The organism is Polaromonas sp. P3_B1 (genome assembly GCF_056402935.1).
Map to the genome: position 1 here is coordinate 1 of NZ_JBFUGK010000046.1, position 15,009 is coordinate 15,009.

The 15,009-nt window shown below is 68.4% G+C and carries 13 protein-coding genes; 4 read left to right on the plus strand and 9 right to left on the minus strand.

Features of this window, described 5'->3' with window-relative positions:
- Window positions 1-245: 245 nt before the first annotated feature.
- Window positions 246-3,131, minus strand: a complete 2,886-nt coding sequence (gene ppc / locus AC1DXS_RS21625) for a phosphoenolpyruvate carboxylase (protein WP_477739515.1) — start codon at window positions 3,129-3,131, stop codon at window positions 246-248.
- A 116-nt stretch (window positions 3,132-3,247) separates the two neighbouring features.
- Between ppc and hemC the strand changes: the two genes are divergently transcribed.
- From hemC to AC1DXS_RS21645, 4 genes are read left to right on the plus strand one after another with little or no spacing between them, the layout of a single operon-like run.
- Entirely contained in the window at window positions 3,248-4,213 is a 966-nt protein-coding gene (gene hemC / locus AC1DXS_RS21630) for a hydroxymethylbilane synthase (protein ID WP_477739516.1), read from the plus strand.
- The gene (locus AC1DXS_RS21635) at window positions 4,213-5,040 is read left to right on the plus strand and encodes a uroporphyrinogen-III synthase (protein ID WP_477739517.1); all 828 of its coding nucleotides are present in this window, start codon (window positions 4,213-4,215) and stop codon (window positions 5,038-5,040) included. Before hemC ends, AC1DXS_RS21635 begins: the two co-directional genes overlap by 1 nt.
- A complete protein-coding gene (locus tag AC1DXS_RS21640) occupies window positions 5,037-6,185 on the plus strand; it encodes a uroporphyrinogen-III C-methyltransferase (RefSeq protein ID WP_477739518.1) in 1,149 nt (382 codons plus the stop codon). Before AC1DXS_RS21635 ends, AC1DXS_RS21640 begins: the two co-directional genes overlap by 4 nt.
- Before the next feature lie 23 nt (window positions 6,186-6,208).
- Entirely contained in the window at window positions 6,209-7,498 is a 1,290-nt protein-coding gene (locus AC1DXS_RS21645) for a heme biosynthesis HemY N-terminal domain-containing protein (protein ID WP_477739519.1), read from the plus strand.
- Window positions 7,499-7,517: 19 nt separating this feature from the next.
- On the opposite strand, the gene AC1DXS_RS21650 is transcribed toward AC1DXS_RS21645, so the two are convergent.
- The 8 genes from AC1DXS_RS21650 to AC1DXS_RS21685 all read right to left on the minus strand — a co-directional run bounded on the left by AC1DXS_RS21650 (window position 7,518) and on the right by AC1DXS_RS21685 (window position 15,009).
- Entirely contained in the window at window positions 7,518-8,060 is a 543-nt protein-coding gene (locus tag AC1DXS_RS21650; RefSeq protein WP_477739520.1) for a DUF805 domain-containing protein, read from the minus strand.
- Between the two features lie 88 nt (window positions 8,061-8,148).
- Window positions 8,149-9,519: a DUF58 domain-containing protein gene (locus AC1DXS_RS21655; RefSeq protein WP_477739521.1), complete on the minus strand. Its 1,371-nt coding sequence runs from the start codon at window positions 9,517-9,519 to the stop codon at window positions 8,149-8,151.
- Between the two features lie 5 nt (window positions 9,520-9,524).
- Entirely contained in the window at window positions 9,525-10,520 is a 996-nt protein-coding gene (locus AC1DXS_RS21660) for an AAA family ATPase (protein WP_477739522.1), read from the minus strand.
- Window positions 10,521-10,535: 15 nt separating this feature from the next.
- Window positions 10,536-11,774: a DUF4350 domain-containing protein gene (locus AC1DXS_RS21665; protein WP_477739523.1), complete on the minus strand. Its 1,239-nt coding sequence runs from the start codon at window positions 11,772-11,774 to the stop codon at window positions 10,536-10,538.
- Window positions 11,771-12,559, minus strand: a complete 789-nt coding sequence (locus tag AC1DXS_RS21670) for a DUF4129 domain-containing protein (protein WP_477739524.1) — start codon at window positions 12,557-12,559, stop codon at window positions 11,771-11,773. Before AC1DXS_RS21670 ends, AC1DXS_RS21665 begins: the two co-directional genes overlap by 4 nt.
- Window positions 12,556-13,311, minus strand: coding sequence for a hypothetical protein (locus tag AC1DXS_RS21675; RefSeq protein ID WP_477739525.1), 756 nt, complete (start codon window positions 13,309-13,311; stop codon window positions 12,556-12,558). The genes AC1DXS_RS21670 and AC1DXS_RS21675 overlap by 4 nt, the downstream gene beginning before the upstream one ends.
- A complete protein-coding gene (locus tag AC1DXS_RS21680; protein ID WP_477739526.1) occupies window positions 13,301-14,296 on the minus strand; it encodes a stage II sporulation protein M in 996 nt (331 codons plus the stop codon). The genes AC1DXS_RS21675 and AC1DXS_RS21680 overlap by 11 nt, the downstream gene beginning before the upstream one ends.
- A complete protein-coding gene (locus tag AC1DXS_RS21685; protein ID WP_477739527.1) occupies window positions 14,293-15,009 on the minus strand; it encodes an RDD family protein in 717 nt (238 codons plus the stop codon). The genes AC1DXS_RS21680 and AC1DXS_RS21685 overlap by 4 nt, the downstream gene beginning before the upstream one ends.

Below are 15,009 nucleotides of genomic sequence, written 5' to 3' on the forward strand. Positions count from 1 at the left end.
CGTCCTGGCTGGGCCGAGGAGCGCAGAGACAAGCGGATCAGGGCAAAAACGTGTTTGAGCGAAGCGAGTTGTTTTTGACCCCGCTTGTCTCGAGCACCGCAGGTTGCCCGTAGCGAAGCGAAGGGACCCAGACTGCGGGTCGCCTTTCTTTTGGGTACTTTTCTTTGGCGAAGCAAAGAAAAGTGCCTCGCCCGCCGGGGCGAGACCCGGCCAGCTGAACTTAGCAGGGGGGAGGGAGGAAAGCCCTACCCCGTATTCCGAAGCCCAGCCGCAATCCCGTTGATCGAAATATGAATACCCGTCTGCACCCGCTGGTCCGCCTGACCAGCACGATAACGCCGCACTAGCTCGACCTGCAAATGGTGCAGCGGGTCGATATAGGGAAAACGATGGCGTATGGAGCGCTGCAGCGCGGCGTTGCCGGCCAGGCGCTGTTTTTCGCCGGTGATCAGCACCAGCGCTTCGGCGGTGAGGTGCCATTCGGCTTCGATGGCGCTGAAGATCTTTTTGCGCAGGCGCGCGTCGCCCATGAGTTCGGAATAGCGCGAGGCCAGGGCGAGGTCGCTCTTGGCCAGCACCATGTCCATGTTGCTGAGCAGGGTGCGGAAGAAGGGCCACTGCTTGTACATTTTTTGCAGCAGCGCGAGCGCTTCCTTGCGCGCGGCGGGCGTGCCGCCTTCGTTCAGCATGTGCGCGATGGCCGAGCCGAAGCCGTACCAGCCGGGCAGGGTGAGGCGGCATTGGCCCCAGCTGAAGCCCCAGGGGATGGCGCGCAGATCTTCGATTCTTTGCGAGGCCTTGCGGGAAGCCGGGCGTGAGCCGATGTTGAGTTCGGCGATCTCGCGGATCGGTGTGGCGCTGAAGAAATAATCGGTAAAGCCCGGGGTGTCGTACACCAGCGTGCGGTAGGCCGCCATGCTGGCTTGCGAGAGTTCGGCGGCAGCCTGCAAAAAGGCCTTGGTCGCGGGTTTGGTCGGCTGCAGCAGCGTGGCTTCCAGCGTGGCGGCGACCAGGGTTTCAAGGTTGCGCCTGCCGATCTCGGGATTGGCGTATTTGGAGCCTATGACTTCGCCCTGTTCGGTCAGGCGTATCTGCCCGCGCACCGTGCCCGGGGGCTGGGCCAGAATGGCCTGGTAGCTGGGGCCGCCGCCGCGGCCCACGGTGCCGCCGCGTCCGTGGAACATGCGCAATTGAATATTGTGCGAGTTGGCGAGCACATCGAACAGTTCGACCAGCGCGATCTCGGCGCGGTAAAGCTCCCAGTTGCTGGTGAAGATGCCGCCGTCCTTGTTGCTGTCGGAGTAGCCGAGCATGATGTCCTGCTCGGCGCCGCTGCGTTTGACCAGCGAGGCGATGCCGGGTAGCGCATAAAACTCGCGCATGATGGGCGCGGCATTGCGCAGGTCTTCGATGGTTTCGAAGAGCGGCACGACGATCAAATCGTTCGTCGCGTTGCCGTCGAGCGTGCCGTGCATCAAGCCGACTTCCTTTTGCAGCAGCAGCACCTCGAGCAAATCGCTGACGGTTTCGGTGTGGCTGATGATGTAGTGGCGTATCGCTTCCTTGCCGAAGCGCGCGCGAGCCGTGCGGGCGGCTTCAAAAATCGCGAGCTCGCTTTGCGCATGGGCGGAGTAATCGCTGCCGACCACGCGCAGCGGCCGCGCGTCGTTGAGCAGGCCCACCAGCAGCGCGCGCTTGGCGGCTTCGTCGAGCTTGCCGTAGTTCGGCTCTATCCGCGCGACGGCCAGCAGCTCGGCCACCACTTCTTCGTGTTTGTCGGAGCTTTGGCGCAAATCGACCGTGGCCAGGTGAAAGCCGAAGACTTCGACCGCGCGTATCAGCGGATGCAGGCGCTGGGCGACGATTGCTTCGCCGTGGTGGGCCTTGAGCGAAGCCTCGATGGTGCGCAGGTCGGCCAGGAAGTCCTCGGACTTCAGATAGGCGTTTTGCGGCGCGACGGCATGGCGCGCGGCTTCGCCGCCGGTTAGCTCTTTGAGCGTGGCGGCCAGGCGGGCATACACGCCGGTGAGGGCGCGGCGGTAGGGCTCGTCCTTGCGGTGCTCGCTGGTGTCGGGCGAGCTTTCCGCCAGGGCGCGCATTTCGGGGCTGAAGTCGACCAGCATGGCCGACTGCGAAAGCTCGCCGCCCAGGAAGTGAACTTCAGTCAGGTAGTGGCGCAGCGCCACTTCGGCCTGCCGGCCCAGCGCGTAATTGAGGGTTTCAGCACTGACATTGGGGTTGCCGTCGCGGTCGCCGCCAATCCACTGGCCCATGCGCAAAAAGCTGTGCACCGGCTGGTTGCCGAGCTCGCGCTCGAGGTTGGCGTACAGCTTGGGGATTTCGCGCAGAAAGGTGGCTTCGTAATAGCTGAGCGCGTTCTCGATCTCGTCGGCCACGGTGAGCTTGGAAAAGCGCAGCAACCGGGTCTGCCACAGCTGCATCACGCGGGCGCGCAGCTGGGCTTCGTTGGCGGCCAGTTCGCGCGGCGTGAGGGCGTCCTTGGCGGCGTTGTGGGCCAGCGCCAGCGCCTTGATGTCGTCGCGCGCCGTCAGCAGCTGGGCGATGACGCGTTCGGCGTCCAGGATGCTTTTGCGCTGCACCTCGGTGGGGTGGGCGGTGAGCACGGGCGAGACAAAGCTGTGCGCCAGCGTGTTGGAGATCGTGCGGGTCGAGATGCCTGCCCAGCGCAGGCGGGCCAGCGCCACGTCGATGCTGCCTTCCTGGGTGTCGCCCGCGCGCTCGTGCACGGCGCGGCGGCGAATGTGGTGGCGGTCTTCCGCCAGGTTGGCCAGGTGGCTGAAATAGGTGAAGGCGCGTATCACGCTGACCGTCTGGTCGCCCGTCAGGCCTTTGAGCAGCTTTTTGAGGGCCTTGTCGGCCTCCTGGTCGGCGTCACGCCGGAAGGCGACGGAGAGCTTGCGCACCTGCTCGATCAACTCGTAGGCGGCCACGCCTTCCTGTTCGCGGATCACGTCGCCGAGGATGCGGCCCAGCAGGCGTATGTCCTCGACCAGGGGGCGTTCGTTGTCCCTGGCACGGGTGCTGGCTTTGGGCGCCGCGCTTGCGGTGGCCTCCCTGGCGCCTTCAGTGGCGTGTTGCTGTAGCTTCTTGGCGCGCGCGGAAGTGACCATCTCTACCCTCTAGTTCTTAAGCTTGTTCTCAAGCCCTGCATGCTAGCATTCACTTCCCCCCAAGTATTACAAGCAGGTTACGAGTGTCCGCAGTGTCTGAATCCAACCCCCCTGATATGAAGAAGGTGGTCATCGCCACGCGCGAGAGCCGTCTGGCAATGTGGCAGGCCGAGCATGTCAAGGCCTTGCTCGAGTCGCGCCTGGGCTGGCGGGTTGAGCTGCTGGGCATGACCACGCAGGGCGACCAGATCCTGGACCGTTCGCTGAGCAAGGTCGGCGGCAAGGGCCTGTTCGTCAAGGAGCTCGAAGTGGCGCTCAGCGAAGGCCGGGCCGACATCGCCGTGCATTCGCTCAAGGACGTACCCATGGACCTGCCCGAGGGTTTCGCGCTGGCCTGCGTGCTGGAGCGCGAGGATCCGCGCGATGCTTTTGTGTCTAACCAATTCGCCGGCCTGGCCGATTTGCCCCGGGGCGCGGTGGTGGGCACCTCCAGCCTGCGCCGGCTGGTGCTGCTCAAGGCCTTGCGGCCCGACCTGGTGATACAGCCGCTGCGCGGCAACCTCGACACGCGTTTGCGCAAGCTCGACGAAGGCCAGTACCAGGCCATCGTGCTGGCGGCCGCGGGCCTGAAGCGCCTGGGCCTGGAGTCGCGCATACGTAACACGTTTGAACCTGCCCAGATGCTGCCCGCCGCGGGGCAGGGCGCGCTCGGCATTGAAGTGCGCGCCGACCGCGCCGACCTGCTGGCCGCGCTGGCCACGCTGGCGCATCAACCGACCTGGCTGGCCGTGACGGCCGAGCGCACGGTGTCGCGCGCCATGGGCGGCAGCTGCTCCATGCCGCTGGCGGCTTTCACGCCGGGCGCGGCGGCCGGCGAAGCGATGCAGCTCAACGCGGCCTGGGGCGATCCGGCCACGGCCGAAGCGCCTTCGACATCGGCCGCCCCGCTGGCGCCGCTGGTTCAAGTCAAACACAGCGCCGTCGTGCGCAATTTCGCCGAGGCCGAGGCCCTGGGCGAAGCCGTGGCGGCGCAATTGCGGGCCGGGGGCGCCGTGTGGGCCGGCAAGGGCCCGGACGCCTGATGCCGCAAAAGCCGGTGCCCGCGGTCGGTGCGGCCCACGTCATCGTGACGCGCCCGGCGGCGGATGCGCAGCACTGGGTGCTGCAGCTGCGGCAGGGCGGCTTTGCGGCCGAAGCACTGCCGCTGATCGATATAGCCCCCGCATCCGACACCGGCCCCCTGGCGCAGGCGTGGCGAACGCTGGACCGTTATGCGGCCTGCATGTTTGTGAGCGGCAACGCGGTGGACTTTTTTTTCAAGTCTCCCCTGGCCGGCGGCCTGCCGGCGTCCCTGCGCCTGATGGCGCCCGGCCCCGGCACTGTGGCGGCTTTGCTGGGCGCGGGCGTGCCGCCCGCGCAGGTCGATGCGCCGGGCAACGACGCCGGGCAGTTTGATTCCGAGGCATTGTGGGCGGTGGCCGGCCGGCGCGACTGGCGCGGCAAGCGCGTGCTGGTGGTGCGGGGCGAAAGCCCGGATGCCGCGGGCGGCGGTGTTTCTTCGGGGCGCGACTGGATCGCCCGCCAGTGGGAAGCCGCCGGCGCGCAGGTGGATTTTGTCGGCGTCTACCAGCGCCGCACGCCTCAATTCAGTGGGCCGCAGCTTGACCGGGCCCGCGCCGCCGCCGCGGACGRCTCGGTGTGGCTGTTCAGCAGCTCGGAAGCCGTGGCCAACCTTGTGCACCAGCCGGCGCTGGCCGGCGTCGACTGGCGCGGCGCCCGTGCGGTGGCAACGCACCCGCGCATTGAGGAGGCGGTGCGGGCCGCCGGTTGGGGTGTTGTTGTGGCGTCACGCCCCGCCCTGACGGACATCAGGGACACATTGGCCTCGATAGAATCTCTTTATCCATGAGCGATCCCCACATAGCCCAGCCCTCGCCTTCCGCGCCCGACAACCAGCCTGTGCTGGAGCGCGCGCTGGTCGTGGCTGAACCGCCCATCGCCGTGCCGGACGCCTGGCTGGTGCCGCGCAAGTGGGCGCTGGGGGTGGCGGCGCTGGCCGCCGGGGGCCTGCTGGCCAGCGGGTTGCTGTGGCAAAAGCTCAGCAACATCCAGGAAGAACTGGCCCGCCGCAGCATCGACTCCGGCGCGCAATCCATTGAAGCGCGCACCCTGGCGCGGCAGGCTCAAGAGGCTGCGCGCGAGCTCTCGGGGCGGCTGGCCATCCAGGAAACCCGCATCAGCGAGGTCAGCCTGCAGCGCACCCAGCTTGAAGAACTGATGCAAAGCCTGTCGCGTTCGCGCGATGAAAACCTGGTGGTGGACGTTGAATCCGCGCTGCGCCTGGCGCAGCAGCAGGCCCAGCTCACCGGCAGCGCCGAACCATTGCTGGCCGCGCTCAAGTCGGCCGACCAGCGCCTGGCGCGCGCCGCCCAGCCGCGCCTGAACCCCCTGCAGCGGGCCATCGCCCGCGACATGGACCGCATCAAGGCCGCGACGCTGACCGACGTGCCGGTGCTGATGCTCAAGCTCGACGAGCTGGCACGCATGGCCGACGAGCTGCCGGTGGCCAACGCCATGGTGGCCAACAGCGGCCAGCGCGTAGCTCCGGTCGTGGCGGCGCCCGCCGTGCGCGCCAGCGCGCCGGCGGCCGACAAGCCTTCGCCGGGGGTGTTTGACAAGCTTTCGCTGAGCGCCTGGTCGCAGCGCACGCTGGACAACCTGCGCGAAGAAGCGCGCAAGCTGCTGCGGGTGAGCCGCATCGAGCAGCCCGAGGCGGCCCTGCTGTCGCCGGAGCAGTCCTTCTTCCTGCGCGAAAACCTCAAGCTGCGACTGCTCAATGCACGCCTGGCCCTGCTGTCGCGCCAGACCGATTCGGTGCGCGCAGACCTCGCCAGCGCCAGCACCTGGCTGGGCAAGTACTTCGACCCCTCCTCGCGCAAGACCCAGGCCGCGGCCCAGCTGCTGGCCCAGGTGCAGGGCCAGCTCAAGACCAGCGAGCTGCCGCGCCTTGACGAAACCATGGCCGCGCTGGCCACGGCGGCCGCGGGCCGCTGATTTCCCACAGGCAGGACACACGCATGCGCGCCGCTCTCTGGCTACTGGCCCTTTTTGGCGTGGCGGTTGCCGTGGCGCTGTTCGCGGGCAACAACCAGGCCGTGGTGACCGTCTTCTGGCCGCCGCACCGGGTCGACATTTCATTCAACCTGCTGGTGCTGCTGCTGGCCGGCCTGTTCTTCGTGCTCCATCTGGCGCTGCGCGCCGTGTCGGCGGTGTTCTCGCTGCCGGCCGAGGCACGGCGCTGGCGTGCCCAGCAAAAAGAGCGCGCCATGTACGGCGCCCTCATGGATTCGCTGGCCCACCTGCTGGCGGGGCGCTACATACGCTCCACCAAATCCGCGCAGAACGCATTGGCGCAGGAAAAAAGTCTGCGCCCGCTGGCCGACAACTATACCCACGTGACCGGGCACAGCGCCAGCCGCGGCGGCCAGTTGCGCGCGCTGGCCCACCTGCTGGTGGCCGAGGCCGCGCAGTCGCTGCAGAACAAGAGCCTGCGCGACCAGCACCTGCACCAGGCGCTGAAAAGCTCCGCGCCGCGCCATGCGCAGGAAGTGCGCGAGGGCGTGCAGTTCCGCGCGGCGCGCTGGGCGCTGGACGACCGCGATGCGGGCGCTGCGCTCGACTGGCTGGCCCAGCTGCCGCAGGGCGCATCGCGCCGTACGCTGGCCTTGCGCATGAAGCTGCGCGCCTCGCGCCATGCGCGCAAGACTTCGCAGGCGCTGGAAACCGCGCGCCTGCTGGCCAAGCACCGCGCGTTTTCCCAGGCGGCGGCGCAAAGCATCATTCGCGGCCTGGCGCTGGAATTGCTCAACGATGCGCACGACCCGGCGCAGCTGCAGCAGGCCTGGTTCTCACTCGACGAGAGCGAGCGCGCCATGCCCGAGCTGGTGGTGCATGCCGCGTCGCGACTGATGGCGCTGCACGGCGAGCCCGAGCTGGCCCGCACCTGGCTGCTGCAGGTCTGGGACGCGATGATGCAGCCGCGCTCGGAGATCGGCGATAACCTGCGCATCAAGCTGATCACCGTGCTGGAGGCCGGCCTGGATTCGCTGGACGCCACCTGGCTGGCGCGCATTGAAACGGCACAGCTGAGCCGCCCGCGCGACGCCAACCTGCAGTATCTGGCGGGCATGGCCTGCCTGAACCGCCAGCTCTGGGGCAAGGCCCGCCAGCTGCTGACGCAGGCCGCGCCGGCCCTGCAGGATGTGACCCTGCACCGCAACGCCTGGCGCGCGCTGGCCTTGCTGGCCGAGCAGCGCGAGGACGAAGCCGCTGCCGCGCAGGCCTACAAGCGCGCTGCGCAGATTTGAGAGTCGCTTTGAGGGCGGCTTAAGGCTTGATCACCTGGGCCGCCTTGGCCCGCTGCATGTACCCCTGGTAAGCCGGCAAGGCGATGGCGGCGATGATGCCGACGAGCGCCATCACCGGAAATATCAAGCCGCCGATTTTGACCAGCGTGCTGTTGGGTGGCGGGGGCGCGCCGAATCGGTTGCTGCCCTTGGTGCCCGGATTTAAAAGCCAGATCAGCCCGACAAAGGGGATGAAGGCCAGGAGCACCGTCCAGCCGGTCCATCCCATGTCGTGGCTGCGCTGGATGGACAGCAGGACGATAAAAATGACATAGGGGATGGTGACCAGGGTGACAGCCAGGCCCGCCCATATGCCCACGCCGGAACGGCCTGTCAGCATGCTGAGCACGAAGAAAACCGCGAGAAAAAGCAGGTAGCCCACCAAAGTGCGGGCCAGGTAGCGAAGGCGCCCGACGCGTCCCTTGGCGGAGAACCATTTGACGGGTTGTATACCCCCCTCGTCTTCGTACACATCGGCGACAGCCGCACGCGGTGCGGCATAAGGATTCATTGCTTCAGACATCTCATCCCTCCTGTTGTTGAGACCCGAAGGATAACCGTTGCCGGGGCCCCGCGGGAACCCTTGGCGCCTGGGCAGGCCGTAACAGGCTCTACAGCAACCCGGCGCGCTTGACCGCGTGGTAGCGGTTGACCAGTGAAACAGCCAGCTGCGCCGGCTCCACGTCCATCGAGAGCGGGTCCTGGCCGACCACGCGCGCGAAGGCGTCGCGCCGCGACTGCGCGAACAGGTGGGCGGCGGCCACGTCCACCGCGTCCGCCGGGGTGGACAGCGCCTGGCCGGCGATGCGGCCCAGCACGCGCTCGCGCAGGCTGGCCACCAGCACCAGGTGCTTGCCGCGCAGCAGCTTGATCGCGGGGCGCAGTTCGGCCGCATCCTCGTCACGGAAGTTGGTGAGCACGATCACCAGTGCGCGCCGGCGCTGCACGCGCAGCAGTTCCTGCGCGGCCAGCAGGTAGTCCGAATGCATGGCGCCGGGCTGGATGTCGTGCAGGCGGTTCATCAGGGCGTTGAGCGTGGCCGCGCCCTTGCGCGGCGCGAAATCGCGGCGCTGCCCGGGCAGGCCGCCGAAGGTCATGGCGCCGACCTCATCACCCTCCTTGAGGGCGACATAGCTCAGCAGCATCAGTGCGTTGAGGGCTTCGTCGAAGTGGCTGCTTCCCTGGCCGGCATTTTCTTCCGGCCCGCCTTCATCGGCGCGCATGCGGCGGCCGCAGTCGAGCAGGAAGAACACGCACTGGTCGCGGTCGTCCTGGAACTCGCGCACGATGGGCCGCTGGTGGCGCAGCGTGGCCTTCCAGTCGATGTGGCGCAGCGAGTCCCCGGTCTTGTAGTCGGCCAGCTGGCGGAAATCAGTACCGAGGCCGCGCTGCACATAGGTCTTGATGCCGATCTGCGCCAGGCGCCGGTCGCCTGAAAGCCAGGCGTAGCGCGCCAGCGCGGCAAAGTTGGGGTACACGCGCAGTTTGCCGGGCTTGCCCAGCGACTGCTGCACTTCAAAGCAGCCGCCGCGGCTCTTCCAACGCAACTGGGTGGTGCCGAAAAGCGCCACGCCGCGTTCCCGCGCGGTCACTGTATAGCGCAGCTCCGCGCGCGAAGCCGGCGGCACGGTCAGGGCCTGCGGCAGGCCTTCGAAGGCAAAGCGCGGATCCACTTCGTCGAAGACGGTCACGGCCCAGGCCAGCGGCCCTTCGTTGACCAGCACCAGCGTCAGCACGGTGGGCACGCCCAGCGAGAACGCGCCGGGCAATGTGCGCTCTATGCGCAGCGGCGCCTGCCGCCACAGGCGCCGGCTGCGCCAGAGGTCAAGCAGTGCGCCGGCCAGCGCCGGCAGCAGTACCGCGCCGGCCAGCAGCGCGAGCGTGCCCACCGGAACGCCGGCCAGCAGGGCCAGGCAAGCGGCCACGGCGGCGCCGGCCAGAGCCTTGACCATGCCCGTCGTGGGAATCACCAGCCAGCGCATGCGTCTTAAAGGCGAGGCGCCTGCACGCTGGCCTGGGCGCTGCGCAGCAGGTCGTCCACGCCCAGGCCTTCGAGTTGCGCATCCGGCGAAATCATCACGCGGTGGCGCAGGGCGGGCAGGGTCTGGCGCGCCACGTCGTCGGGCGTGATGAAGTCGCGCCCGTCCATGAGCGCGCCGGCGCGCGCGGCGCGCACCAGGGCCATGGTGCCGCGCGGTCCCGCGCCGGACGAAAGGCCGGGCCAGTCGCGTGTGGCACGGGCGATGCGGACGGCGTAGTCGATGACCTGTTCGTGTGCCTGCACCAGGCTGGCCAGGCGCTGCAGTTCCAGCACCTGGGTGTCGTCCAGGCAGGGCCGCACTGCGTCCAGCGGCAACTGGTTGCCGGCGCGCTGGCCGGTGGTCAGTTGCACCACGGCTTTTTCTTCCGCATGGCTGGGGAAGGCGATGTTGATTTTGAGCAGGAAGCGGTCCAGCTGTGCCTCGGGCAGGGGGTAGGTGCCTTCGGTGTCTATCGGGTTTTGCGTGGCCATCACCATGAAGGGGCGCGGCAGCGGCATGGCCCGGCCTTCGAGCGTGACCTGGTATTCCTGCATCACTTCGAGCAAGGCGCTCTGCGTCTTGGCCGGCGCGCGGTTGATTTCATCGGCCAGCAGCAAATGGGTGAAGACCGGTCCCTGGTGCACGCGCAGCGTGCCTATGCCGGATTCGCCGCGGGTTGAAGGGTCCAGCACCGAGTGGCCGGTGATGTCCGAGGGCATCAGGTCGGGCGTGAACTGCACGCGCGCGTAGCGCAGGCTCATGGCCTGCGCCAGGGCGCGTGCGAGCAGCGTTTTGCCGAGCCCGGGCACACCCTCGATCAGCACGTGGCCGGAGGCGACCAGCGCCACCAGGGTCTGGTCGACGGCTTCCTTCTGGCCGACCACGGCCTTGCCGACTTCATGGCGCAGGGTCTGCAGCCATTGGGCCGCGCGTTGCAGTTCTTCGTTGGGAATCGATGACATGGTGGTTTCTCGGGTTCAGGGTGAAGAGGGGGATGAAGCGGAAGGAACGGACGGAGCGGAAGAGGAAACGGGCGACGGGACGGGCTCCCGCGCATCGAGCCGCCGGCGGGCGGTTTCGAGCAGTTCGAGGTCGGCGGCCAGCAAGCCGCGGTTGCGCTGCTTGTCGGCCTGCGCGCGCTCGAGCGCGCGCACATCCAGGCCGGTGGCGCGCGCGATCTCGGTGGTGCGTTGCGCAGGGACGAGTTGCGAAAACCGCGGCAACTGCCGCGCGGCCGAGGCGTGCAGCGCGCGAAGCTGGGCCGCATGCAGTGCCTTGGGCCCGTGCATGTGCAAAAAGCGCGCGGTGCCGCGCACCTGCTCGGCCATGGAGCGCCGGTGGGCGGGAGCCGACGGCGCCAGCGGCCCGAAGCGCACGCCGGCGCGCCACAAGGCCAGCGCCAGGGCCAGCAGGCCCAGCAACAGCGCCGCCCAGGCCTGGTGCCAGAGCCAGGGCGCAAAGGGCTCCCTGGCCTCTTCGGCCACAAACCAGAACTCGGCGCCGGCGCGCGCCTGCAACGCCGCAGCCGCCACCTGCGCGTTGTCGGCGCGCAGCAGGTTGCTGTTGCTCAGCAGGCCCCAACCGCCGAAGACGGTGACCGTGCCCTGGCCGAACTGCATGCGCACGGCTTCGCTGCCGGATGTACCGCGCAAGGACCATAGCGGTGGAGCCTGCCGGTTCGCCGGCAGGTACTGGGGGCTGAAATAGGCGCCGCAGACGCGATAGATACGGCTGTCGCCATAGCTGGCTGCGACCTCGGCGGGCTCTTCCAGCGCGCGGCAGTCCGCGTCCTTGGCGGCCCTGTCGAAAGGCCGCGCCGGCGTCACCGTCTGCGACCGGATGGGCGCTTCCATGGTGACGGGCAGCCAGCCTGTGAGTGATGCATGCCCGGCCAGATAACCTGGAATCACAAGGTGCCCGCCTTGCGACACCCATGTGCGCAGGCGCTGCGCGCGTTCGGGAAACAGGTCCCAGTTGTGCGACACCAGCACCAGCCGTGCCTGCGGCGGCGGCATGGCGTCCAGGCTTTTGTGCCGGACGACTTTTGCGCCCAGCGCGGCCAGCAGTTTTTCAGTCGCGTAAAGCGGGTTGGTGAGGGCTTCGCCCTTGGCCGGCGTGGGCACGTCCACGTCAACCCATTCGGTGGCCGACATCAGCCAGACGCCGCCGGCCAGCAGCAGCACGCCCAGCAGAATAAGGACGAGTCGGTCCCTCATGGCGCCGCCTTGGCCGGCCCGGCCGGTGCGCCCAGCTGCGCGTCAAATTCGGCGCACAGCGCCAGCACGCCGGCCGTGGGCGGCAGGCGCCCGCCATAGGCCGCCAGCTGCCAGGCCGACACCAGGCGCGCAAAAAAATCGAGCGATGGCGGCGCAAGCCGGCCTTTGCTGAGGGCCACACATTCGCCTTCGGTGCTGGCATTGCGAATGGGCACCGCGTGCAGGTGCACCAGGCGCGAGAGCGCGCCGCGGTAGAGCAGCGACAGCGCGGGCCGCCGCTGGCCGCGCTGCCAGAGCGAGGCGACCTCGGAGCCCACGTCGTCGGGCAGGCTTTCGGGGCGGATGTCGAGGCTGCCGATATGGCTGGGCAAGGGTGCCATGCGGTGGCGGCCGCCGCCGGCGCGCACCTGCACCCAGCGCCGTATGCGAATCACCAGCCAGGCCAGGGCCAGCGCGCCCAGCGCCCACACCAGCAGGCGCGCGGCTTCGGACACCTTGGTCACAAAATCCTTGAGCCAGGTGAAGCCGTCGCTGTCCTTCTTTTTCTTGTCCTCGGGTTTTTTGCTCTGGTCTTTCAGGCGCAAGGTTTTTTCGCTCTTGCTGCCGGGCAGGTTGGGGTCGGTGCGAACCCGGTCGGCGGCCGACTGCACCTGTTGGCGCGAGGGCGGCTCGCCGGGCGCAGCGGCGGCCGTGTTGGCCCAGGCCGCCCAACCTGCAATCACCGCGCAGGCCAGAGCCTTCCGCCATGCAAAGCGTGCCGCGGCATCGTGGTGCATGGCGCTCATGGCGTGGCCTTTGCCGGTGCGGGCGTGAAGGCACGGCGGAATTCCTGCTCGATGTCCCAGGCTTCGAGTTCGACGCGGCGGTTCAGGTACATCGCGAAGCCGGCCGCGACAAAGAAGGGCTCGACCAGGCCGACCACAAAGGCATACACCACGGCAAGGCACAGGCTTTGCACCGTGGACTCATCTGCGATCAGCCAGCGCCAGAGCTCTGAAAGGCTGCCCTCGGGCGCAAACCAGAACAGAATGGAGAGGATGGCGAACTCGAGTGCGATTTCGACGTTGGAAAAAATCAGCTGCATGCCGGCGCCTGCGCCGCGCCGCCCGCGCAGCAGCTGGTCGCGCCGCTTGCGCCTGGCGCTGCCGCGCTGGCCTTCGAGCTGCTCGACAGCCTGCGTATAGGAGCGCCAGGGCGACAGCCGCCGCCAGAACAGCGTGCGCAGCAATTGCCCACCCCACACCTGGGCCCGGTGCTCCCAGAGGTCTTTCCAGCGTGTGGACTGCCCGAACACCGCCCGCGACAGGATGAACAGCAGGCTGCGGTCGAACCAGGGCTTGAGGCAGAAAATCAGCAGGCCGGGCAGCCAGTAGGCGAATTCGATGGTGCACAGCACCAGCGCGATGGCCACGACATACATCGGCAGGAAAGTGCGCCAGATGGAGCCGGCATGGCGGCGCACCAGGGCCAGGCCCAGGTCGGCGGCTTCGGCCATGGGCCGTGGCCGCAGCGCGACGGCCAGCGCATCAACCTGCATTGCGCTGCCTTTCACCCGCGGGCGCGCCGGCGCGCGGCCGACCCTGCCAGCCCAGGTAGGCCAGCACCAGGACCCAGCAAGCGGCGCCGGCGCCGTATTTCACGGCGGGGGTGACCCAGCGCGCCGAAGACCAGAAGGCTTCGACGGCGGCGGCGATCAGCAGCAGGCCGATGACGCCATAGACCACCACGATGGCGTGGTGGGCCGCCAGCCGCAGCGCTTCAAGCCGCGTGTGCCGGCCCGGCGCGATCAGGGCGTAGCCCAGGCGCAGTCCCGCCGCGCCCGCGAGCACGATGGCCGTGAGCTCGAAGGCGCCGTGGGTGATGACAAAGGAGCAGAAGTTTTGCGCGTGGCCGGAAGCGATCAGGTAGCCGGCCACGGCGCCTATCTGCACGCCGTTGAACAGCAGCACGCCGGCGCTGCCGATACCGCCGAAGATGCCGGCGGCGAAGCAGCGAAAACCGATGCCGATGTTGTGCATGACGTAGTAGCCGAACATCTGCCAGTCGCCGCTGGCGTCGCGGTTGCGCCCGAATGATTTGGCGCTGTCGCCGTACATGCCGTCGAACTGCTGCACCTGCGCCGCGTCCATCAGGTGCAGGATGAAACCCGGGTCGCGGTAGGTGGCCAGGCCCGCGGCCAGCAGGGGCACCACGAACAGCAGGGCTGCCACCAGCAGGTAGCCGCGGTGCGCGCGCACGGCCTGCGGAAAGTCGACCAGCACCAGCATGCCCAGGCGCGCCAGGCCGTAGTCGTGGCGCCTGTAGATCAGCCGGTGGGCGCTTTGCGTCAAGGTTTCCAGCCGCTGCGTCAGGTGCACGGGATAGGCGCGGGCCTGCGCCAGCGCCAGGTGCTCGCAGACGCGGCGGTAGAGCGTGGCCAGCCGGTCGCCGTCGAACTTGCGTTCGGTTTCGGCCACGTTGACGACCTTCTCGAGCTCGGCCCACAGCGGCGCGTACGAGGTCTCGAACTGCAGCGGTGTCATGGCCGTGATCCCCCTTCACGCCGGCCCATCAGCCACTGCGCCACGCCCAGCAGGCGCTGCGTGGCATTGCTGCCCGGCGCGCCCGTGCCCAGCACAGGTTCGGCAAGAGATGCGAGTTCACCGAGGCGCTCGGGTGTCAGCCGTGTGGCCCGCCCGGCCCAGGCAAGCACCGAGGCCTGTTCAGCGGCCGAAAGCGGCCGCGCCGGCGCCAGCGGGGGTGACAGGGGTACCTCACCATGCAGCTTGACGGCATCGGTGAACACCACCAGGGTGCCGGCGGCGAGGTCCCCCAGGCGCTTGCTGTCGCGCCGCCACAGCATGGACACCAGGCCAGCGCCGAACAGCGCGGGCATGAAATCGGCGGCGCGCAGCAGGTTGCGGGTCAGGGAGGCGGCCGGGGTCACCGGCAGGCCCGAGTCCATCACCACCCGCAGGCCCATCGCCCGCTTGCCGGGGGTGGCCGCCGAGCGGGTCAGCTCGAACACGACCGGATAAAACCATTCGAGGCCGAAATAAGCAAGCAGCATCACGGCCACTCCGGCCTTGCCCATCAGGCCTGCCGTGATGGCCACGGCGATGAAAATGCCGATGCGTATGGCCAGGTCGATAAGGTAAGCCAGACCGCGCGCGACGATGCCGGCGGGCCGCAGGGACAGGGTGATGCCCTCCGGCGTTTCGGCCGTGTAAATCGTGTCCAGGCGCGCTGCGGTCAC

What these genes read in the sequence shown, in the direction of transcription:
- ppc (WP_477739515.1), bottom strand. Translation starts at nt 3,131, where the DNA reads ATGGTCACTTCCGCGCGCGCCAAGAAGCTACAGCAACACGCCACTGAA.
- hemC (WP_477739516.1), top strand. Translation starts at nt 3,248, where the DNA reads ATGAAGAAGGTGGTCATCGCCACGCGCGAGAGCCGTCTGGCAATGTGG.
- AC1DXS_RS21640 (WP_477739518.1), top strand. Translation starts at nt 5,037, where the DNA reads ATGAGCGATCCCCACATAGCCCAGCCCTCGCCTTCCGCGCCCGACAAC.
- AC1DXS_RS21645 (WP_477739519.1), top strand. Translation starts at nt 6,209, where the DNA reads ATGCGCGCCGCTCTCTGGCTACTGGCCCTTTTTGGCGTGGCGGTTGCC.
- AC1DXS_RS21650 (WP_477739520.1), bottom strand. Translation starts at nt 8,060, where the DNA reads ATGTCTGAAGCAATGAATCCTTATGCCGCACCGCGTGCGGCTGTCGCC.
- AC1DXS_RS21655 (WP_477739521.1), bottom strand. Translation starts at nt 9,519, where the DNA reads ATGCGCTGGCTGGTGATTCCCACGACGGGCATGGTCAAGGCTCTGGCC.
- AC1DXS_RS21660 (WP_477739522.1), bottom strand. Translation starts at nt 10,520, where the DNA reads ATGTCATCGATTCCCAACGAAGAACTGCAACGCGCGGCCCAATGGCTG.
- AC1DXS_RS21665 (WP_477739523.1), bottom strand. Translation starts at nt 11,774, where the DNA reads ATGAGGGACCGACTCGTCCTTATTCTGCTGGGCGTGCTGCTGCTGGCC.
- AC1DXS_RS21670 (WP_477739524.1), bottom strand. Translation starts at nt 12,559, where the DNA reads ATGAGCGCCATGCACCACGATGCCGCGGCACGCTTTGCATGGCGGAAG.
- AC1DXS_RS21675 (WP_477739525.1), bottom strand. Translation starts at nt 13,311, where the DNA reads ATGCAGGTTGATGCGCTGGCCGTCGCGCTGCGGCCACGGCCCATGGCC.
- AC1DXS_RS21680 (WP_477739526.1), bottom strand. Translation starts at nt 14,296, where the DNA reads ATGACACCGCTGCAGTTCGAGACCTCGTACGCGCCGCTGTGGGCCGAG.